Here is a 20,567-nt window from a genome sequence, read left to right on the forward strand (position 1 = left end):
TAAACAATTTGTAAAATATATTTAAAATTAAAGGAGTTGAAAATCTGACTTCGGACATTTTAAATAGATTTTTTTTTATATATTTCCGCTTCAAAATTTAAACTAAACTAGTTGGCTTTAACTTAATGACAGTTAGAGAATTAAAGAAAGAGTGTTATGCGTAAAGTAATTAGAAGATTCTTCTACTCGTTGGCAATGTTGTCATCTGCCCTGCTTGGTGGTTGCGGACTATTAGGACTAGGCGGAGGAGCCGGTGGTGATGGTGGAGAACTAGTGGGCGTTCCAGGTAGAGAAGGCTGGGTAATGGTCAGGCCGTACGGTATGGTGCCAATACCAGCAGGTACGTTCCATATGGGTCAGGCCGATGAAGATCCTGCATCAACGCAAATTAATTTTAACAAGCAAATTACAATTGGTTCATTCTACATGGATGATACCGAGATAACCAATAATGAGTATCGTCAATTCATAGACCTTATTATGCAGGACTCTATAAGTGTTCTGGGTGAGGAAAAAATTATGAGTGATTATTACCCTGATACAACAGTATGGGTAAAAGACTTTGCACATCACATGGGAGATCCTGTTATGGATTATTACTACTGGCATCCAGGATATGATGATTATCCTGTTGTTGGAGTAAACTGGGAAGCAGCAGTGTATTTCTCTAAATGGAGAACGGCCTATTGGGCTGATTATAGAAGAAGTGTTGGCGAAGTCCCAATGCCTTCATTCAGATTACCTAACGAAGCAGAGTGGGAGTATGCTGCTCGAGGCGGAAGGGATATGGCTAAATATCCTTGGGGTAACCCGTATATAAGAAACTCAAAAGGATGTATGCTAGCTAACTTCAAGCCAGGTAGAGGTAACTTCTACGATGATGGTTTTGCTTATACAGCGCCAGTGGCATCTTATTTTGCCAATGACTACGGACTTTATGACATGGCAGGGAACGTTTCAGAATGGTGTTTAGATGACTTCAACCCTGCATCTGTTCCATTGGTCTGGGATTTGAACCCACAGTACATTGAGAAAAGAACTGATCCTGATCACCCAAGATACAATCCTGATATTTTCCCTAAAAAGGTTATTAGAGGAGGTTCTTGGAAAGATGTTGCATACTACTTAGAGACAGGAACAAGAACGTTTGAATTTAAAGATTCTACAAGAGCATATATAGGATTCAGAAATGCGATGACTCACCTTGGTAGATCCTCAGGAGCTGAATTTTAATATTTGATAAATTGAACCAAATAGATTAAACTTATAAACTAGTATTAAATTAAAACTTTAAGACAATGAGTAAAAAGAAAGGCGGATTTGCGGAATTAATGTTCAAGACCATAATGCCGAAAGTGTACGGTATTGGTGCAGCAGTAGTAATTGTTGGAGCATTATTTAAAATATTGCACTTACCAGGAGCAAATCAAATGCTTATGATAGGATTATCTGTTGAGGCAGCAATTTTCTTCTTAAGCGCATTTGAGCCACCTCATGCTGAACCAGATTGGTCAAAAGTATATCCGGAACTAGCAGAGGATTTTGATGGGCCAACAGCTGCTCCCAGAATTTCTAACAAGCCATCTGGCGCTTCTCCAACTCAAGAGTTGGATAAAATGCTGGAAAAGGCAAAAATTGGCCCTGAACTCATTGATAGCCTTGGAAAAGGTATGAAAAATATGGCTGAATCTGCTTCTAAAATGTCCAATTTGGCAGATGCTGCTGTAGCTACTAATGATTACGCTAAGAATGTAAAGACCGCCTCTCAATCATTGTTAGATATGAATAAATCTTATGCCTCAACAGCAACTGCTATGTCTGACATGGCCAACGCTTCTAAAGATGCAAAAGAGTACCACGCGCAAATTCAGAATGTGACTAAAAACTTAGGAGCTTTGAATGCAGTTTACGAAATGGAGTTAAAAGATTCTGACAGCCACGTGAAAGCAATGAATAAGTTTTACACGAATATGGCTCAGGCTCTTGAAGGAATGACTAGTGCAGGTGAGAATACTAAGAAATTTGCTAATGAATTAGACAAACTTACTGGTAATCTGACTTCTCTCAATAAAGTGTATGGTAACATGCTTACTGCTATGAGAGGTGGATCGTCAAATCAGCCGCAAGGTTAATTTGAAAGCTAAAGGACATTTATGATTTATTCATTAACAAAATTTAATTAGAATGGCAGGAGGAAAAGAAACCCCCAGACAGAAGATGATCGGGATGATGTACCTCGTGTTAACTGCCCTGTTAGCACTTCAAGTAAGTAATTCCGTTCTAGAAAAATTCGTTTTTATTGATGAGGCCTTGCAGATGCAAGGAAACGAACTTGTTGAGAAAAACAATAAGTTGGTAGGTGCGATAAATGCAGAGGTCGAGAAAAAAGGTAACAGGCCAGAAGACAAAAAAGCATTAGATAAGGCGAAAAAGGTTCGCGAACTAACAGCCGAGCTTAAGGGCTATATGGATGGTTTACGTGAGAAATTCGTAGAAATAACCGGTGGTAAAGATGAAAACGGACAGTTAGTTGGAGCCAAAGATGATGAAGTCGTGAGTAGTTATATGACTCAGCAAGGTAATGGCGCTGAATTGAAGAAACGTCTCAATGATTACACACGCGAGTTAATTAAACTGACTGGTGATGATGAGTTTAAGATGTTAGCTAGAGATGCTAAGGATATTGATATAGCTAAAAATGACCCTGATCAAAAGAATAAAACCTTTGAGGAGTATTACTTTATGAAAACTCCAACTGCGGCAGGTATGGCTACAATCAGTCATCTTGAAACTGAAGTTTTGAATTACGAAGCAAGGGCTTTGGAAGATTTAGCAGAGCAAGTAGGTGCGAAGGATGTTGAATTCGATCAGATTGTACCTTTGGTGAGACCTGCATCCAATACAGTAGCGGCAGGAGCTAAATTTGAAGCAGAGTTATTTATTACGGCTAGCGCATCCGGTTTGAATCCTACATTTATGATGGACAATAAGGAGGTTGAGTCTGGCCAAAATGAAGTGGGCATTAAGTACGGTAAGATTGAATTTACTGCAACTCCAGGTAATTATGATTCTAAAACTTTAATGGCTGAAAAGTCTTTTGAAGCAGAGATAGAATTAAATGATTCGACCTATAAGATAAAGCACACTTATTATGTGGTGAAACCGGTTATTCAGGTTAGATCTGCTGCGTTGTCTGCTCTTTACATGAATTGTGGTAACGAGTTAGATGTGCAGGTGCCTGCATTAGGAACTTCCTATAATCCATCATTCTCTTCAGGAGATGCTCAGGTTATCAAGGGTCAGCAGGCTGGTAAAGTTACCGTTATACCTAAAGGCAGAAGTAAAGTAAAGCTTACTGTAAGTAATGCTGGAAGTACGCTTGGCACAGAAACCTTTGACGTGAAGAAAGTGCCGCCACCAAATATTGCCATTACAAATAGAGGTAAACCTGTAAATATGGACGATGGTGAAAAAGGCGCTGCATTATCTTCCATTCGAGTATCAGCAGAGGCTGACGAAAACTTCGCAAGAGAGGTACCAAAAGATGCAAGATATAGAGTCGAAAGTATAGAGGTTAAATTAGCAAGAGGTGGTCGACAAATTAAGGTTGATAAATTTACTTCAGAGAACGTTGACTTAAGAGCGTTCAGAAGCTTATTTAGACCGGGAGATCAGTTGAAAGTTAAGATTGAACGAGTTTCAAGAAGGACTTATACTGGCGAGAATGAAAGAGCTAAACCTCTTCAAGAAATTTATAGTATTCCAATTAATTAAGGATTTAACATGTTAAAGTTCAAGAATTGTTTGTTAGTTGTCTTAGCTGGAATGTTGAGTATACCTGCATGGTCTCAACTGAGTGATGTAGAACAATACAATCCTAACTCAATTGACCCAATTGCCAGATACGAGCATCTTTTCAAAAGAAGAGTGTGGAGAAATATTGATTTAAAAGAAAAACAAAACAAAGGGTTTTTTGCCAGAGGTGGCGAAATTACCTTGTTCCTTTTAAATGCAGTAAGATCTGGTGAATTGTCAGAGATTTATGTGAATGATTCACTAAAGACTCCAATGTCAAAGGATGAATTCTTGAATAGTCTGGTTTATCAAGAGGGGGAATCATTTCCAGCTTACGAAAGTGGTGCTGAGTATTACAGTGGAGATCGGGTTTCTTATCAGGGAAAGGTGTATGGTGCCATATTCGATACTTATGAGCCCCCTTCAAACTTAGATGACTGGGAAGAAATCCCTGGTGCTGGTAAGGCCATTTACTTTTTACCTCGTCAGATAAGCAAGATGAGGATTATGGAAGATGTGATATTTGATAAACGTAGATCTAGATTGTATCATCAAATTCAATCAATTCAATTGTTTATCCCTGCATCAGAAACATTAGACGGTGTAGAGAAGCCACTAGGGGTATTTAAATACAAGCAGCTTTATACTTTGTTTAAAGATCATCCTGAAAGTGCAATTTGGATAAACAGATACAATAGTGCAGAAAATAAAAATTTTGCTGATGCATTCACACTTAGATTGTTTAGAGCATCATTATTTAAATTCGAGAATCCTGATGACGATCCTATCGTAGATATGTATAAGAATCGTAAGGAAGCTGTAATGGCTTCTGAATGGTGGGAAATGCAACTTATGGAAAAGGAACCTAACCTTTGGGAATACTCGGATTTATAAAATCTAATAGAGAGGAGAGCTAATTGCTCTCCTTTTTTTGTTTAAAATAAGTTAGAATAACCCCGGCTTTAGAATTTCCTACGAGTTGAGATATTTCTTCCTTAGTGCTGGCTTTAATTTTCTTTATAGACTTAAAGTGCTTTATAAGTTTATCGGCTGTTTCAGGGCCAATTCCTTGAATAGAAGTTAATTCACTGGAAAGACTACCTTTACTTCTCTTGAGCCGGTGAAATGTAATAGCGAATCTATGTGCTTCATCCCGTAGATGCTGTAATAACCTGAGAGATATTGATTTTTTTGAAATATGTATGGGATATTGATCTTCAGGAAAGTATATTTCTTCTAACTTTTTAGCAATGCCAATGATAGGTATGTCACCGTATATTCCTAAATCCACTAACGCCTTTCTAGCCATTGATAATTGACCTTTTCCCCCATCAATAACAACTAAATTAGGAAATGATAAACCCTCGTCTTTTAATTTTTTATAACGCCTTGTTACTACTTCGTACATAGAGGCAAAATCATCAGGACCCACTACGGTCTTAATATTGTAGTGTCGGTAGTCTTTTTTTGACGGTTTGCCTTTTTTAAAGCATACCATTGAGGCAACCGGATTAGTGCCTTGAATGTTACTATTGTCGAAACATTCAATGTGTTTAGGTAATGATTTTAATGAAAGATCTGATTTTAACTGCTCAAGAACAACAACAGATTTGTCATGTACCGGTTTTTTTAGAAGTTTATTCTTTTTGTATTCAAAGGCATTTCGTAAGGATAGATCGACAAGTTTTTTTTTATCACCAATTTTAGGAATGCTTGACTCAGTATCTCCTATTTTGAAAGCTATATTACTTATTAATTCAATATCTGAAAATGTTGTTTCTTTTAAGGTGTCATAAGTAACTGTTTTTATTATCTCCTCAGGTGTTTCATCTAGTATTTTTTTAACCTCAAAAGTTCTTGTAGTAATGATAGCTCCGTTTTCGATGAATAGGTAATTAACAAAAGCATACTTTTCATCTTCTGTAAGAGTGAATACAGCCAGATTTGAAAGTTTAGGATTGACTACTGTAGATTTTGATTGGAACTTCAGTAGATGGTCGAGTTTGGTTTTATATTTTTCAGCATCTTCAAATTTCAAATTATTTGCGGCTTGATGCATCGAATTTTTAAAGTGTTCTTTCACTTCTAAAAAGGAACCCTTGAGAATTTTTTTGGCTGACTGAATATCATCTTCGTATTCTGCTTCTGCCTGTAATCCTTCACAGGGACCAAGACAGTTTCCTATGTGATATTCCAGGCACACTTTGAATTTTTTCTTTTCAATGTTTTTTTTGCTTAAATGAAGTTTGCACGTCCTGATTGTATACAACTTTCTGATCAAATCGAGTACGGTGTTCATTGCAACTACACTAGAATACGGACCAAAATATTCTCCTTTGCCTTTAATTAATTTTCGCGTGGTAATTATTCTTGGAAAGGGTTCATTGGTAATGCAGATGTATGGAAAAGTCTTATCGTCTTTTAAGAGGATATTGTATTTTGGTTGATTCTGTTTTATTAGATTATTTTCAAGTAATAAAGCATCCACTTCATTATTCACAATTGTGAAATCAAACCTAACAATTTCAGAAACTAACTTTTTGGTTTTACGATTATGCCCGTGTAGTTTATTGAAGTAGGATGAAACTCGTTTTTTTAAATCTTTGGCCTTGCCAACATAGATCAGTTGATTTGTATCGTTAAAAAATTTGTAAACCCCCGGCTCATGTGGCAATACATTTTTCCGTTCTATCGAATAACCTGCAAATCGCATTCTATTGTATACTATTTGGATCCCATGGCTCCTCTTCTATAATAATGCTATCAGACTTAGTTGTTGCATACTTACTGCAATCTAAGGTAACATCTATACCACCAGGAGGCTGCTGAAACCTTCCTTTCTCATAGCCTAATTCTTCAGACTCATAAACTTGTCTCATGAACTTATCCCAAATAGGTCTGGCAGTTTTACTGCCCTGACCTAAATACCAACTTCTGAAATGTATACTACGTTCATCACCCCCTACCCAAATACCGGTCACAAGGTCTTTTGTTACGCCCATGTACCAACCATCGGAAGCGTTATTAGTTGTACCTGTCTTACCCCCTATTTCATTATCTATTTTTAGTTCCATGCTAAGACCTTGCGAAGTGCCACCGCGCTCTTCTACACCGCCACGCAGCATGTAGAGCATTTTATATGCATTTTGCTGGCTAATGGCCTGTCGTGTTTTAGGAACAAAATTTTCAATAACATTCCCATTCTTATCTTCGATTCGAGTAATATAATAGGGTTGTGTATGTATGCCCATGTTAGCAAATGTGCTGTAGGCACCAACTAATTCGAATACAGACACATCATTAACACCTAAGCATAAAGAGGGGACTGCTTCCAACTCACTTTCTATACCAACCCTATGTGCAAAATCTACAACATTCCTAGGCTGTAATTCCTTCATCAAATAAGCTGTGACTGTATTTATCGATCTGGCCATTCCTTGTCGGATGGTCATTTTTTCACCTGTTCCATAGGTGCCGTCCGAATTTGGCGGTGACCATGTTGGCGGGTCACCTACAACTTGAAAGGTAACCATCGCATCTGTTACCTCATAACAGGGAGGATAACCATTTTCTATTGCAGCACCATAAACAAAAGGCTTAAACGTAGAACCAGGCTGACGCTTACCTTGCCGCACATGATCGTACTTAAAGTATTTATGATTGATACCGCCTACCCACGTTTTTATATGTCCTGTGTGTGGATCCATCGACATCATACCAGTGTGTAAAAAGTGTTTATAATATTTTACAGAATCTAGTGGTGACAAGGTAGTGTCTATCTCTCCATCCCAGGAAAATACGGTCATTGGTTTTGGCGTGTTCATTATTATTTGAATAGAATCGTTACCTTTCCCATACTTTTTAATAAGCTGCCTGTAATGTGGGGTTTGTTTAAACCTACTTTCTAAAAAATTTGGAATTTCTTTACCATCTAGGTCTCGCCACGGGTTTTTACCTTTCCAATGTTCATTAAATACTTTTTGTAGCTCTGTCATATGACTTTTCACCGCTTCTTCTGCCATTCTCTGCATTCTGCTATCGATAGTAGTATATATTTTCAAACCGTCCTCATATAAATCATATCCATGATTCTTGGCCCATAACGTGAGCTCATATTTAATCATAGACCGGAAATAAGTAGCCAGGCCGGTATTGTGATTAGCCACATCATATGAAGTTAAATCAATTGGGGACTCTAAAAGTGAGTCTAACTCATTTCTTGTTAGATGTCCGTGTCTATAGATTTTGGCCAAAACCTGATTTCTTTTTTTAATCGATCGATCGTAATTGTATACTGGACTAAAGGCGGTTGTTCCTTGTAAGAGTCCAATTAACACTGCAGACTCCTGATAATTTAATTCACCAGGACTTTTGGCAAAGAACGTTTCGGAAGCAGTTTTAATACCATAGGCATTGCTACCAAACGAAACAGTGTTTAAGTACATGGCCATAATTTCTTTTTTTGTAAAGTTTTTTTCTAGTCTGGCCGCAATGATCCACTCCTTTGTTTTAATAACTATTTGCCTAAGGCCAGGCACTTTATATAAATGGCCCTCATTTTCTGTCATTGTTTTAAATAAATTCTCAGCCAGCTGCATGGTTATGGTACTGCCACCGCCTGCATATTGAAAAGTCAATACACCAGATACTGCCCGCAGCAATCCTTTTAAATCAATTCCAGAATGTTCGTTGTAACGATGATCTTCGGACGCTAATAAAGTGTTAATAAGTTCTTCCGATAGATCATCGTAAGTAACCTGACTTCTATTATATCTGTAATACCTTCCTAAAGACAATCCATCAGCAGAAATTAACTCGGATGATAAATCATTTTCTGGATTCTCCAATGATTTGAGGCTAGGCATGCCTCCATATAAACCACCTAAATCTATGCTTACAGTGTATATATAGGCTGGTAATCCTACTAAAAGTAGAAGCACAATAATCCACATGATCCTAATTGCCCACTTTGCCTTTCTGCTAGGTTTTTTTATTTTTTCAATTAATTCCATTCAGGTAATTCTTTGTAAAAAACGAGAGGTATGCATCTAACTCTTTACTTTGATAAAAAATGTTAAAGTTATCTTTCGTGATTACAAATTTATAAAACTTTGAATCACGTATTTGTTCATTAACCGGATCTTGCGCTAAAAAACTCCCGTAATAGTTTAAAGCCTCTTGTTTATCTTCAAAATCAGAAACTAAAATTAATGCCCAGTTATCGTTAAGTATTAAATTACTGGTTTTTAGACCGTCAAATTCGTTTGACTGATTAAATGAATTAATTGCATTGGTAATAGGATCAGAAAGGTTTGATTTAATCTCATAAGCAAATACAAAATAGTGCCATTGTTCTAAGTAGTTAACATATTGTGTACCCAACCTCTTCCTCTTTTTCTCCTGGAAACTTCTTGAAGATTCAAGTAATTTTTGAGCATATGGGTTTAAATCACTATCTGGGTAATTTTTAACAAATTCACCCAACTCATATTGATAAAGTGTGATATCCTCCGTTTTGCCAATAAGCAACACCTTTAATAATACGAGGTTGGCAGTAAATGAAGCCTCATCGTAAGTGTTGAGTGCTTGATCGATAATATATCGTGAAGTATCAATTTTATTTTCCTGGTAATATTTATAGGCTATTTCATATACTTTTTTCAGCTTCTCATTGGCAGCCGTACTTTCCTCGGTATAATTTGGGTTTTCTATTAATTTAGCATAGATACTATTCGGAAACGTAGAAAGTATGTTGGCTTTATAGGTATCATTTTTCGGATCATTAAATGATTTATAAATCAGATAAAGCTGGTACCATGCTTCCGCGAGATACGCTGTATTTGGAAATCTATTCGTTAACGTTTCAAAAGCAGTTACAGCATTTTTATCTTCCTCGAGTTGGAACTTATAAATATTGCCAAGTTTATAATAGGCGTTTTCAATCTTTGCTAAGGATTCTGCACGGGCATCATCAGAGAAGGGTATGGCAGCATACATTTGGTCGAATTTATTTGCTGAATTCACACTCTCTATGGAATCTGTATTTAAAGTCACATCTAAGGGCTTAACCACATCGTCAATATTGGTATCATCATAGCTTTGAGTACTTGATTTATTACTTCTGCGCCAATTATCTTCAAGAGGCCTGTTTCCCCAAATTCTAATAAACTCGGCTTGTCCTTGTGCAACAGCCGAGGGGTTACCAAAATACCATGCCGTTGAACTGATGCCTGAACTTTGATTCAGGTTGTTGAACTGGCGCGTACGTTTTTGCTCTCGCTTCACACGCTCCTCTTCAGCTTCTTTTCTAGCCTTTTCCTCCTCGATAATAGCATTTAATTTTACAGAAAGCATTGCAGAATCAAGCTTGGACAACATTAGCAAACTGTCTTGTAATTCAATGGTATTTAATTGTTTCACAAACTCATTTAAGATGTCCTTTCTTTCTTTGATTTTCTCTATGTTCTCATAGTCTGATGGTAACGATTGAACTGCGCTGTCATAATAGGCTTGCGCAAGCTCATAGTTTTTGATGCTATCATAATAAACTTCGCCCAAGCGAAGGAATGACTGACCTTTCTGCCTTGGGTTTGAAATACTGTTTTCTACAGATGATTTGTAGAACTCAATGGCTTTGTCCAGATTATTCTGCTTAAACTCGAACTGTGCCATTTCATAGTAGATTTTGTCCTTATACTCTTTATTTTTTGAGTCCTTTAGTAGTGTATTTAAAAGCTTCCGTGCCGCTTTTACATCGCTTGACTTACCTAACTGTGTAACTTGAGCCATATTGAGTCTGCAATAGAAATCTAGTTCATACTCAGGATTACTTGCAAGGCACTTTTTGTAATAATTAAAAGCTTCCGCGTCAAAACCTAATTCTTGATATATCTGGCCTATAATAAAATAAATTCTTCCTTTACCATCTTTCTTTTTTAGTAGTGGTGCGGCCTTCACCAGGTTTTCTACCATTCGATCGTAGTTTTCAATCACCTGATTGTGGTGGGCCTTATTTAGATAGAGTATTTTTTGATTTTTTCTGTTTAACTCTTCCTTTTTAATGTAATCTTCAACAGCAACGGCATTATCATATTCTTTGTAATCAACAAACACACGAAGTAATCGAGCAAGTGCTTCATGTCTTGCATCATCATCTTCACTCTTTGTATTTACAAATTTGTACGTTTCGATGGCATTAACATAATCTAAACTGTAGTGCCTGGCCCTGCCAATATAAATGTAGCTGTCATCTACCCACTTACTATTTTTATGGCGTTGTATGGCAATGGAGGCTTTTTTTATGCAATCATCAATTTGTTCTTTGTAAGTACTTGCAAGTGCCGTATCAATTTTAGGATAGATTTTTAGTATGTTATTATAGTCATTATCATAATTCTCTTTTAAGATGGCCTCAACTTCCTTTATTCGTTTTTTAGCATAATAATAGGCATTGTACCGCGCAGTGGTATTATGATAAGTTTTGCTTATAATATTCTTTCTTTCAGCAGAACAAGAAAAAAGAAAGATGGCTAAGCAGATATAAAAGAAGTAAGCTAATGGGGATTTGGCCAGCAAATTTTATAAAGGTTTTAATCTATGTGTAATGAAACGCAAAATTCAGGATAATTAATACATTAATAGTTTATAATATCTATTTTTGCCGTCCTTCAAATTTAAAGAAATAATCGATTTGAGAGCGAGAAAGACACTTTCAAGCTGGCTTGTTAACAGATACCTGCTTATTATAAGAAATGAGGAGAACTTTGCAGAGAAAACTACCTTTAGTTTTACCTATGCAAAGGTAATTCTACTTGTTGTAACTATTTTCATCCTACTAATGGCATTGTGCCTGTTTTTAGTGAACACCCTATTGGCCCAGTGGTTTGATCCGCGCCATGCGCAAATGGAGGCCAACAAGAAGCTTTATGAGTTAAATGTGAAGGTTGATTCCCTGGCTCAGGAAGTTGAAGAAAAAGACAAGTTCATTTTAAATTTTCAACGTGTGTTAAGCGGTGATACTACTGGGGCTTTCGATAATTATGAAACGAACATAGAAGAAGGAAATCAACCTCTCACGTCAGATGTAGATGTTACTAAGCTCTCTCCTGTGGACTCACAGTTTAGGCAAGAATTTGAACAAACCGACCTTTCATTACTGAACTTTTCCAATGCTTCCTACAATGAGTTGCAGGAACTTTTTTTCTTTTCTCCAATTGCTGGTTTCGTTTCTGCACCTTACAAAGTAAAAGAAGGGCATTATGGAGTAGATATTGTAGCAAAAAAGAATGAACCTGTAAAATGTGTAGCTGACGGAACCGTTATTATGGCATCATGGACACAAGATTCTGGTTATGTGATAGCCGTACAGCATAGGGGCAACCTTATCTCCGTTTATAAGCATAATGCCGAATTATTAAAAAAAGTTGGTAATTTTGTAAATGCAGGAGAAATTATCTCCATTATTGGCAATACTGGAGAACTTACTGATGGTCCACACTTGCATTTTGAGCTATGGTATAATGGGAACTCAGTAAATCCTGAAGAATTTGTAACTTTTTAAATTCAAAAAAATGTTTGCTTCAAAAGAAGATCATAAGGTAGCGGAAGAAATTAGTAACTCTAGCAATATTATTGGCAAGGGCACTGTTCTTCAAGGAGATATTGAAACTTTTGGCAATATCAGAATAGAAGGCAAAATTATTGGCAATGTAAAAACAAAGTCAAAAATAGCTTTAGGTCAGTCTTCTCATGTTGAAGGGAACATCTTAGCCCAGAATGCGGAAGTGGCAGGTGAAGTGAAAGGCAAAATAGAAGTAACGGATATTTTAATTTTGAAACCTACCGCTGTAATTCATGGAGATATCATCACAAATAAAATAATTGTAGAGTCTGGCGCTACATTTAATGGTGGCTGCAAAATGGGCACTGTCAATAAAGAAATTAAAATCGGAGATAATGGGCAAAACCCCGCCCTCAAACCCCAAGGAGCCAAAGCAGTATAACTCAATTATAAAGTATTCCGGATTGGCCATTCAAATGGGAGTGGCGATTTATCTGGGAAATCTTTTAGGAGTGTATTTAGATAGCTTATATCTAAATAGCAACGGCCTCTACGCAAAGCTAATAACGCTTGTTGCTGTGTTCGTTTGATTGTTTAGGGTTATGTGTCAGGTTATGGTAGATAGTCGTGATTAAGCGTTTGCTTTTCTATAATTTCATTGCAGCCCTTGCAGGATTGCTGATAATTGTTGTCCATACAAAAATCCTAGATCTGTTAGAGATAAAGCTGCCTTATTCGTTACAAGAAGCATATATTTTTTTTCAACTCTTTTTTACACTCTTCAGTGTATTTATAGAAATAGTTAATAGAATAAGTAATACAAATGTTGGCTACTTTTTTCTATTTACTTTCTTAATTAAGATTTTAGTATTTGGCTTGAAGTACGAAGCCATACTCTTCTCAAAAGAAATTCCTGAATTATCAGGCAGGATATCACTTCTCATACCAATGCTCTTATATATCGTTTTCGAGGCTTATTATGCAGTAAAACTGATTGTACTTAGCGACAACCAGGAACAGCCTGATTTGTCCGAATAAAAACTTAAAAAGAAGTGCGTTTTTAGAAAAACTGTTTAATTTTGCGGCTGAATTTGGATAGGATATGGTAAGAACTTCTTTTTCGATCGCTTTACTAACATTTTTGACCCTTTTCACAGCAAATCTTGCCTTTGCATCAGAAGGTGGGGACACACATGAAGAAGGTGGCAAGGTGAATACACCTGAGGAGATTACTGAATATATTCAGCATCACTTAAAAGATTCACATGATTTTACCCTGTTCTCTTATGGAACAAATCCTCGTAAACATGTTGGATTTCCATTGCCAGTTATACTTATTGATGAAGGAGTACATCTTTTTATGTCTTCGAAATTCCATCATGGCGAATCTGTAGCTGAGTCCAATGGAAAGTATTATGCACTTTACCATGGTAAAGTTTACCGAACAAACGCTGAAGGTGAGATTAATTTGGATGAAGCTGGTCACGCAACAAACGTTAAACCGCTAGATTTATCAATTTCAAAAAATGTAGTAGGGATGCTTTTGGCAGGCTTACTCTTGATTTGGGGATTTAGATCATTAGCGAATAGTTATAAAAAAGGCCCTATCCCAACAGGTATAGGAAGAGTGCTGGAGCCGTTGGTAATTTATGTGAGGGATGAAATTGCTAAGCCCAACATTGGAGATAAAAGATACAAAGATTTCTCAGGGTTTTTACTTACAGTATTCTTTTATATATGGTTGTTAAACCTGATGGGAATGACTCCACTAGGATTTAACGTAACAGGTAACATTGCGGTAACTGTATGCTTAGCGTTGTTTACTTTTTTCATAGTTCAATTTAATGGTAATAGAAGCTATTGGGTTCACATTTTCTGGATGCCTGGCGTGCCTGTTATTATGAAAATTATTTTAATGCCGGTGGAAGTGCTGGGTATGTTAACTAAGCCATTTTCACTTTTGATACGTCTTTTTGCTAACATGACAGCAGGTCACTTTGTGGTGATGAGTCTGATAGCATTGACGATAACCTTGAAAGCCCAATTTGGCGTTGTGGCTTCAACAGGAATGTCATTCGTGTTGGCATTTTTTATAAGCATGATTGAATTGCTAGTAGCTTTTCTTCAGGCCTATATTTTTACGATGTTATCAGCGCTATTCATAGGAATGGCTGTAGCTGATGATCATCATTAACTAGGAACTTTTGTTTAATTAATATAAATCAAATTTTATGTACAATTTAATTGGAGCAGGTTTAATCGTTATCGGAGCTGGTCTTGGATTAGGCCAAATTGGTGGTAAGGCAATGGAAGGTATTTCTAGACAGCCTGAAGCTACTGGTAAAATACAAACTGCGATGATCATTATTGCGGCACTATTAGAAGGATTAGCCTTCGCTGCGTTGATCTTAGGTAAATAATCCTGCGAAATGCTGTTCGGGGCGATAGGCCTTGAACAGCATTTCTTATTAAACAAAAAACTAAACAAATGGAGCAATTAATAAACGACTTTTCACCGGGCTTGTTCATCATGCAATCGGTGATTTTCTTAATCCTACTTTTCATTTTAGTAAAAGTAGCATGGAAGCCCATCTTAAATTCTATCAGAGTAAGAGAAGACTCTATTAAAGAAGCTTTAGAAGCAGCTGAAAGAGCAAAAGAGGAAATGGCTAAGTTACAGTCTGACAATCAAAAGTTATTAGAAGATGCCAGAAAGGAAAGAGACGGAATACTAAAGGATGCTAGGGAAATAGCTGCCAATCTTAAAGAAGAAGCTAAAACAGAAGCTAACAAAGAAGCTCAAAAAATGATTGCGGATGCAAAAAATGCAATCAACACTGAGAAACAAGCTGCTTTGGCAGAGGTTAAAACACAAGTAGCTCAGTTATCGCTACAGATTACTGAAAAGCTTCTTAGAAAGAATCTTTCTGACGATAAAGCTCAGAAGGATTTAATAAAAGAGTTTGTAAAAGACGTAAAACTAAACTAAGCGCATGTCTGATATTAGAGTCGCTTCCAGGTATGCTAAATCTCTTCTAGAGCTTGCCGCTGAGCAAAAAGTTCTTGATGCTGTTCATAAAGACATGGTAAGCTTTGTGAAAGTTTGTGAAGAAACAAGGGATTTTTACCTGATGCTTAAAAATCCAGTAATTAAGCATGACAAGAAGCGCGCTATTTTAAATAAAGTATTTGGAAAGGCGAACAAGTTAACGCTCGCCATATTTGATATTATTACCAGAAAGAATAGAGAGTCTATTTTATTAGAAATCGCGAAGCAATTTGATGTTCAGTATAATGTACATATGAGCATAGAAAGAGCTTCCGTCACTACGGCAGTTCCTCTGGATAAAGAATTGAAAAAACAACTGGAAGATTTAGTTAATAAAATTTCTAAACTCGATAAGGTTGACCTTATCGAAAAAATAGATGAAGAAATCATTGGTGGGTTTATTTTGAAAGTAGGAGATAGACAAATTGATGATTCATTAAGAACAAAATTAAAGGCCTTGGACTTGAAGTTCAGCCAAAATCCATACATAAAAGAATTTTAATTTAAGATAAAAACACAATGGCAGACGTAAGACCAGACGAAGTTTCAGCAATATTAAGAGAGCAACTCTCAGGTGCGAAAACAGAAGCCGAATTAGAGGAAATCGGCACCGTACTAGAAGTAGGTGACGGTGTAGCCAGAATCTACGGTTTGTCTAAAGCACAATCAGGAGAGCTTCTTGAGTTTGAAAACGGACTTAAAGCATTAGTTCTTAACCTTGAAGAAGATAACGTAGGTGCTGTACTTTTAGGTGAATCTAAAGGTATTAAAGAAGGTGATACGGTTAAAAGAACGGGAAGAATCGCGTCCATTAATGTAGGTGAAGGAATGGTTGGTAGAGTAGTAGATACTCTTGGTAACCCAATTGATGGAAAAGGCCCAATCGAAGGAGAGACATTTGAAATGCCTTTAGAGAGAAAAGCTCCTGGAGTTATCTATCGTCAGCCGGTGAACGAGCCACTTCAAACTGGTATCAAAGCGATTGACTCGATGATTCCGATAGGAAGAGGACAAAGAGAGCTAATCATTGGTGATCGTCAGACAGGTAAAACTGCTGTGGCGATTGATACGATTATCAACCAAAAAGAATTTTACGAAAAAGGAGAGCCTGTTTTTTGCATCTATGTGGCTATTGCCCAAAAGGCATCTACAGTTGCAAACGTTGTGGCATCTTTAGAAAAAGCAGGTGCCATGGACTATACTGTAGTTGTTGCGGCTTCTGCTTCTGACCCTGCTCCTATGCAGTTCTTTGCCCCATTTACTGGTGCAGCTATTGGTGAGTACTTCAGGGATACCGGAAGGCCAGCTTTAGTAATTTATGATGATTTATCTAAGCAAGCGGTAGCTTACCGTGAGGTGTCTCTACTATTGAGAAGACCTCCGGGACGTGAAGCCTATCCTGGTGATGTATTCTATCTTCACTCAAGATTATTAGAGCGAGCGGCAAAAATCACAGCTTCTCAGGAAATTGCAGAGCAGATGAACGATTTACCTGATTCTTTAAAAGGTAAAGTAAAAGGAGGTGGATCATTAACTGCCCTACCCATCATTGAAACACAAGCGGGTGACGTTTCGGCTTATATCCCTACCAACGTAATCTCAATTACTGACGGTCAGATATTCCTTGAAACTAACTTATTTAACTCTGGTATCAGACCAGCTATCAACGTGGGTATTTCTGTATCACGTGTAGGGGGTTCTGCACAGATTAAATCAATGAAAAAAGTAGCCGGTACATTAAAACTTGACCAGGCTCAGTTTAGAGAACTAGAAGCATTTGCTAAATTCGGTTCTGATCTTGATGCGGCTACTAAATTGACGATTGAACGAGGTAGAAGAAACCTTGAAATATTAAAGCAGGCACAGTATTCTCCAGTACCGGTAGAAGAGCAAGTAGCAATAATCTACGTTTCTACTAAAGGTATGATGGATAACGTGCCGGTTGAAAAAGTAAAAGAGTTTGAAACAAACTTCTTAGATACTTTAAGAACTAAGCATAAAGACGCTTTAGATTTATTAAAGGCAGGAAAATTAGAAGAGAGTGCAACGGATGTTTTGGCTTCTGTGGCGGCAGATCTTTCTAAACAATATAGCAAATAATTAAAGCCTAAAATTCACTATTGAATGGCGAACTTAAAAGAAGTAAAAGGTAGAATACAGTCTGTAACCTCAACACAGCAGATAACTAAAGCCATGAAAATGGTGGCAGCTGCAAAGTTGAGAAGAGCGCAAGACAGTGTTACTCAAATGCGACCTTATGCTGCTAAATTGGCGGGGTTGCTTCAGAATTTATCATCTCAGGGTAGTAGTGAAGAAGGTAACGACTTTACGAAAGTAAGACCGGAAGAAAAAATTCTCTTGATGGTTGTTACTTCTGATAAGGGTCTTTGTGGTGCTTTTAATAGTAACATATTTAAAGCAACCAACAAGCATATTGAGCAGCACTACAAAAGTCAACAAAGTAGAGGCAATGTGCACATTATGCCTATTGGTAAAAAGGCATTAGATTATTTTACCAAAAGAGGATACCATGTAATATCAGATTACTGGAATATGTTCTCACCAACTTCTTTTGAATCAAGTTCAGAAGCTGCACAATTTGCGATGGATGCCTTTTTAAAAGGAACTTACGATAAAGTAGAAATTATCTATAATGAGTTCAAGAATGTGGCAACACAAATATTGAATACAGAGCAGTTTTTACCTGTTCTTCCTCCAACTGATGTAGACAATAGCTTTGCGGTAGATTATATTTATCAACCAAGCAGAGAAGAGATAGTTACTGAATTGATTCCAAAATCTCTAAAGATTCAGGTTTTCAAAGCTATTCTTGATTCTAATGCTGCAGAACATGGTGCTCGAATGACTGCCATGGATCAGGCAACTGACAATGCTGGAGAATTATTGAAAGAACTAAGATTAACCTATAACAGAACACGTCAGGCTGCTATCACTAAAGAAATCCTGGAGATAGTAGGTGGAGCGGAAGCTTTGGGTGGTTAATCATTGACCAATATCATTCAAAGAGTCTAACTTTAGAGTTAGACTCTTTTTTTATGTCTTTACCGATTTACAGAACTATTAGTAATCTAAGTATTGATGTTGCTCTTGGCGCAGTTATTACTTCAGCCTTTCTAGCAAGTGTATTAAATGTTCATGTAGACAGCATTACTTATATTGTTTTGGGCTGTGTGGTATGGTCAATATATACATTTGATCATTTGCTGGATGCTAAGAAAGTGAAAGGTAATATTTCATTAATGAGATATGAATTCCATAGAAATCATTTCAATATGTTAAGTATAGCACTTGCACTATCGCTGATGGTAACATCAATTTTAATCTTTTACCTTCCTGGAAAAATTCTTCTATTGGGTACGGTTTTGGGATTAATGGTTATTGTATATTTTATCACTGTTCACCTATCTCCGGGAAGAAAGGTTTATCACAAAGAAATTACTGCTGCACTTGTTTACTTTTCAGGAACACTCATAGGTCCTTTAGGCTCTTTCGAAGAAGCCATTGAGATAAAACACATTCAACTTTTAATCTGCTATTTTATTCTTATCATCTTAAATCTGGTCATATTTTCCAATTTTGATAAGGCTGCTGATGAGTCTAACGATTTTCCAAGTATTTACAGAGTAATCGATAATAAGAAAGTGAGATATGGGATAGTATCATTATCGCTGATATTCTTATTTCTATTAACCAATGTTTATTTCAATTTTGGAGGGTTTACAGCGATCTTACTGCTTTTGATGTTTGCTGTATTAGAGGCCATTTATCTCTTCGCTAATCATCCTACAATGGTCAAATACTATCGCGTATTAGGTGATGGTATATTTTTATTGCCCGTGCTTTATTTCTTATGAACAACTTCAATAGCATAGCTTTCATTTATGATAAGTTGGCTCACATAGTCTTTGGAAAGGCAATCATTGAATCACAGCAGGTGCATTTAGGACATATAAAGAATGGAAAATCAATTTTAATATGTGGAGGAGGCACAGGACAGATTTTAAGGAAACTTGATGCGCTCAATGTATCTCTAAAAGTAGATTTTGTAGAGAAGTCAAGGGGTATGATTGAAAGGGCATGCAGACATGCGCCATTTAAAAACTTACAAGTTAATTTTATTAATCAGGATATTTTTGATGTTGATCTGGGCGAATATGATGTGATCGTTACACCTTTTTTTCTGGATATATTTAGCAGAAGTAACCTGGTAAAGCTCATTGCAACCTTGTCTGCTTCAGTTAAACCCAAGGGCTGTTGGATTAACACTGACTTTAAAATCTCGAATGTATGGTGGAAAAAAGTAATGATACTGTTCATGTACCTGTTTTTTAGATTAACGGCTAACCTCGAAGGAAAGAAACTACACGATTTTGAGTTACTTATTATCAAAAGTGGTTTGTCCAAAGTAGAGTCAACTACGTTCTTTAAAGCCATGATTGATTCCAGTATTTACAAGAAATTATAAATACTTTGATCCTTCTCGAATGCTTAGCGGAGGCAGTTCGTTATCATTAATAAAGCCCCTTACCCATTCTTTATTGAATTTAGAATACTCTCTCAGCGACCAACCAATGGCTTTTTGGATAAAAAACTCATTGGAGCTTGATAAATGAATAATAGCCTCAGAAAGTAACTCTGTATTAGTTTCCTGTTTGTATTTAAGTTGAAAAAGTAGCGTTACGCGATTTAACCAGAAATCATCTGAGTGAAGCCATTTGTTAAAATATTGACGCAGTAGTTCAGGGTGATTTTTAAAATGGACACCCACTATATTAGAAGAAATCAGATCAATTGTATCCCACCATTGATTGTATTCGAGCATGTATTCGGTAAGGTGAATTTTATCAGAATCGGATTTTTTAATTAGTCTTTGCATCAATTCAACACCACAGTAGTGATATTCACGATGAGGAAAACTCCATAAACCAATAATTACCCCTTCGATAGTTTGCTGATCGGGTAACCCATGCTTTTGAACGAATTCCGCAAGTAGTTTCTTTCTTTGAGGTTGTTTAATGCCAAGAAATTCAAACCTATTTTTCATATAAGCACTCATTGGCTCAGCGTGCTCTCTGTTGCCCTTATCTTTAAAATGCTTGTGAAATTCTACTAAATATTTCATTTGGTTAGGGCGTATACAAC

The 20,567-nt window shown here is 36.7% G+C and carries 20 protein-coding genes; 16 read left to right on the top strand and 4 right to left on the bottom strand.

The window, feature by feature from the left end:
• The first annotated feature begins 156 nt into the window (after positions 1-156).
• From porK to porN, 4 genes are all read left to right on the top strand, one after another.
• Entirely contained in the window at positions 157-1,233 is a 1,077-nt protein-coding gene (gene porK, locus RLO81_RS09275) for a T9SS ring complex lipoprotein PorK/GldK (protein ID WP_350110450.1), read from the top strand.
• Between the two features lie 65 nt (positions 1,234-1,298).
• On the top strand, positions 1,299-2,132 hold the full coding sequence (gene porL / locus RLO81_RS09280) for a type IX secretion system motor protein PorL/GldL (RefSeq protein ID WP_350110453.1): 834 nt from the start codon (positions 1,299-1,301) through the stop codon (positions 2,130-2,132).
• A 52-nt stretch (positions 2,133-2,184) separates the two neighbouring features.
• Complete coding sequence (gene porM, locus RLO81_RS09285) at positions 2,185-3,774, top strand: type IX secretion system motor protein PorM/GldM (RefSeq protein WP_350110456.1); 1,590 nt, start codon at positions 2,185-2,187, stop codon at positions 3,772-3,774.
• Between the two features lie 9 nt (positions 3,775-3,783).
• A complete protein-coding gene (porN, locus tag RLO81_RS09290) occupies positions 3,784-4,689 on the top strand; it encodes a type IX secretion system ring subunit PorN/GldN (protein ID WP_350110459.1) in 906 nt (301 codons plus the stop codon).
• Positions 4,690-4,708: 19 nt separating this feature from the next.
• Here the strand turns inward: porN and uvrC are convergent, their stop codons facing one another.
• The 3 genes from uvrC to porW are packed head-to-tail and all read right to left on the bottom strand — an operon-like array spanning position 4,709 to position 11,370.
• On the bottom strand, positions 4,709-6,508 hold the full coding sequence (gene uvrC, locus RLO81_RS09295) for an excinuclease ABC subunit UvrC (RefSeq protein WP_350110462.1): 1,800 nt from the start codon (positions 6,506-6,508) through the stop codon (positions 4,709-4,711).
• A gap of 1 nt (position 6,509) precedes the next feature.
• Entirely contained in the window at positions 6,510-8,807 is a 2,298-nt protein-coding gene (locus RLO81_RS09300; protein ID WP_350110465.1) for a transglycosylase domain-containing protein, read from the bottom strand.
• On the bottom strand, positions 8,794-11,370 hold the full coding sequence (gene porW / locus RLO81_RS09305; RefSeq protein WP_350110468.1) for a type IX secretion system periplasmic lipoprotein PorW/SprE: 2,577 nt from the start codon (positions 11,368-11,370) through the stop codon (positions 8,794-8,796). Before porW ends, RLO81_RS09300 begins: the two co-directional genes overlap by 14 nt.
• A gap of 115 nt (positions 11,371-11,485) precedes the next feature.
• Between porW and RLO81_RS09310 the strand changes: the two genes are divergently transcribed.
• The 12 genes from RLO81_RS09310 (at position 11,486) to RLO81_RS09365 (ending at position 19,890) form a co-directional block, all read left to right on the top strand.
• A complete protein-coding gene (locus RLO81_RS09310; protein WP_350110471.1) occupies positions 11,486-12,355 on the top strand; it encodes a M23 family metallopeptidase in 870 nt (289 codons plus the stop codon).
• Positions 12,356-12,365: 10 nt separating this feature from the next.
• Positions 12,366-12,797 carry a bactofilin family protein gene (locus tag RLO81_RS09315; RefSeq protein WP_350110474.1) on the top strand — a complete coding sequence of 144 codons (432 nt, stop codon included), beginning with the start codon at positions 12,366-12,368 and terminating at the stop codon, positions 12,795-12,797.
• Positions 12,751-12,945, top strand: coding sequence for an AtpZ/AtpI family protein (locus tag RLO81_RS20665; protein ID WP_502880443.1), 195 nt, complete (start codon positions 12,751-12,753; stop codon positions 12,943-12,945). The genes RLO81_RS09315 and RLO81_RS20665 overlap by 47 nt, the downstream gene beginning before the upstream one ends.
• Before the next feature lie 37 nt (positions 12,946-12,982).
• Positions 12,983-13,393, top strand: a complete 411-nt coding sequence (locus tag RLO81_RS09325) for a DUF6168 family protein (protein ID WP_350110476.1) — start codon at positions 12,983-12,985, stop codon at positions 13,391-13,393.
• 103 nt (positions 13,394-13,496) lie between these two features.
• The gene (atpB, locus tag RLO81_RS09330) at positions 13,497-14,549 is read left to right on the top strand and encodes a F0F1 ATP synthase subunit A (RefSeq protein WP_350110479.1); all 1,053 of its coding nucleotides are present in this window, start codon (positions 13,497-13,499) and stop codon (positions 14,547-14,549) included.
• A 37-nt stretch (positions 14,550-14,586) separates the two neighbouring features.
• The gene (gene atpE, locus RLO81_RS09335; RefSeq protein WP_155187116.1) at positions 14,587-14,775 is read left to right on the top strand and encodes an ATP synthase F0 subunit C; all 189 of its coding nucleotides are present in this window, start codon (positions 14,587-14,589) and stop codon (positions 14,773-14,775) included.
• A 68-nt stretch (positions 14,776-14,843) separates the two neighbouring features.
• Positions 14,844-15,344, top strand: a complete 501-nt coding sequence (locus tag RLO81_RS09340; RefSeq protein WP_350110482.1) for a F0F1 ATP synthase subunit B — start codon at positions 14,844-14,846, stop codon at positions 15,342-15,344.
• A 4-nt stretch (positions 15,345-15,348) separates the two neighbouring features.
• Complete coding sequence (atpH, locus tag RLO81_RS09345; RefSeq protein WP_350110485.1) at positions 15,349-15,906, top strand: ATP synthase F1 subunit delta; 558 nt, start codon at positions 15,349-15,351, stop codon at positions 15,904-15,906.
• A gap of 17 nt (positions 15,907-15,923) precedes the next feature.
• Positions 15,924-17,504 (top strand): F0F1 ATP synthase subunit alpha, encoded by a 1,581-nt coding sequence (gene atpA / locus RLO81_RS09350; RefSeq protein ID WP_350110488.1) that lies wholly within the window; start codon positions 15,924-15,926, stop codon positions 17,502-17,504.
• Positions 17,505-17,528: 24 nt separating this feature from the next.
• Positions 17,529-18,407 carry an ATP synthase F1 subunit gamma gene (gene atpG / locus RLO81_RS09355; RefSeq protein ID WP_350110491.1) on the top strand — a complete coding sequence of 293 codons (879 nt, stop codon included), beginning with the start codon at positions 17,529-17,531 and terminating at the stop codon, positions 18,405-18,407.
• A gap of 53 nt (positions 18,408-18,460) precedes the next feature.
• Positions 18,461-19,279 (top strand): UbiA prenyltransferase family protein, encoded by an 819-nt coding sequence (locus RLO81_RS09360; protein ID WP_350110494.1) that lies wholly within the window; start codon positions 18,461-18,463, stop codon positions 19,277-19,279.
• Positions 19,276-19,890 carry a class I SAM-dependent methyltransferase gene (locus RLO81_RS09365; protein ID WP_350110497.1) on the top strand — a complete coding sequence of 205 codons (615 nt, stop codon included), beginning with the start codon at positions 19,276-19,278 and terminating at the stop codon, positions 19,888-19,890. Before RLO81_RS09360 ends, RLO81_RS09365 begins: the two co-directional genes overlap by 4 nt.
• Here the strand turns inward: RLO81_RS09365 and RLO81_RS09370 are convergent.
• Positions 19,885-20,547, bottom strand: coding sequence for a DNA alkylation repair protein (locus RLO81_RS09370; protein WP_350110500.1), 663 nt, complete (start codon positions 20,545-20,547; stop codon positions 19,885-19,887). The genes RLO81_RS09365 and RLO81_RS09370 overlap by 6 nt on opposite strands.
• Positions 20,548-20,567 lie beyond the last annotated feature (20 nt).

Source organism: Fulvivirga sp., assembly GCF_040220315.1.
GTDB lineage: Bacteria > Bacteroidota > Bacteroidia > Cytophagales > Cyclobacteriaceae > Fulvivirga.

What these genes read in the sequence shown, in the direction of transcription:
- porK (WP_350110450.1), top strand. Translation starts at nt 157, where the DNA reads ATGCGTAAAGTAATTAGAAGATTCTTCTACTCGTTGGCAATGTTGTCA.
- porL (WP_350110453.1), top strand. Translation starts at nt 1,299, where the DNA reads ATGAGTAAAAAGAAAGGCGGATTTGCGGAATTAATGTTCAAGACCATA.
- porM (WP_350110456.1), top strand. Translation starts at nt 2,185, where the DNA reads ATGGCAGGAGGAAAAGAAACCCCCAGACAGAAGATGATCGGGATGATG.
- porN (WP_350110459.1), top strand. Translation starts at nt 3,784, where the DNA reads ATGTTAAAGTTCAAGAATTGTTTGTTAGTTGTCTTAGCTGGAATGTTG.
- uvrC (WP_350110462.1), bottom strand. Translation starts at nt 6,508, where the DNA reads ATGCGATTTGCAGGTTATTCGATAGAACGGAAAAATGTATTGCCACAT.
- RLO81_RS09300 (WP_350110465.1), bottom strand. Translation starts at nt 8,807, where the DNA reads ATGGAATTAATTGAAAAAATAAAAAAACCTAGCAGAAAGGCAAAGTGG.
- RLO81_RS09315 (WP_350110474.1), top strand. Translation starts at nt 12,366, where the DNA reads ATGTTTGCTTCAAAAGAAGATCATAAGGTAGCGGAAGAAATTAGTAAC.
- RLO81_RS20665 (WP_502880443.1), top strand. Translation starts at nt 12,751, where the DNA reads ATGGGCAAAACCCCGCCCTCAAACCCCAAGGAGCCAAAGCAGTATAAC.
- atpE (WP_155187116.1), top strand. Translation starts at nt 14,587, where the DNA reads ATGTACAATTTAATTGGAGCAGGTTTAATCGTTATCGGAGCTGGTCTT.
- RLO81_RS09340 (WP_350110482.1), top strand. Translation starts at nt 14,844, where the DNA reads ATGGAGCAATTAATAAACGACTTTTCACCGGGCTTGTTCATCATGCAA.
- atpH (WP_350110485.1), top strand. Translation starts at nt 15,349, where the DNA reads ATGTCTGATATTAGAGTCGCTTCCAGGTATGCTAAATCTCTTCTAGAG.
- atpA (WP_350110488.1), top strand. Translation starts at nt 15,924, where the DNA reads ATGGCAGACGTAAGACCAGACGAAGTTTCAGCAATATTAAGAGAGCAA.
- atpG (WP_350110491.1), top strand. Translation starts at nt 17,529, where the DNA reads ATGGCGAACTTAAAAGAAGTAAAAGGTAGAATACAGTCTGTAACCTCA.
- RLO81_RS09360 (WP_350110494.1), top strand. Translation starts at nt 18,461, where the DNA reads ATGTCTTTACCGATTTACAGAACTATTAGTAATCTAAGTATTGATGTT.
- RLO81_RS09365 (WP_350110497.1), top strand. Translation starts at nt 19,276, where the DNA reads ATGAACAACTTCAATAGCATAGCTTTCATTTATGATAAGTTGGCTCAC.
- RLO81_RS09370 (WP_350110500.1), bottom strand. Translation starts at nt 20,547, where the DNA reads ATGAAATATTTAGTAGAATTTCACAAGCATTTTAAAGATAAGGGCAAC.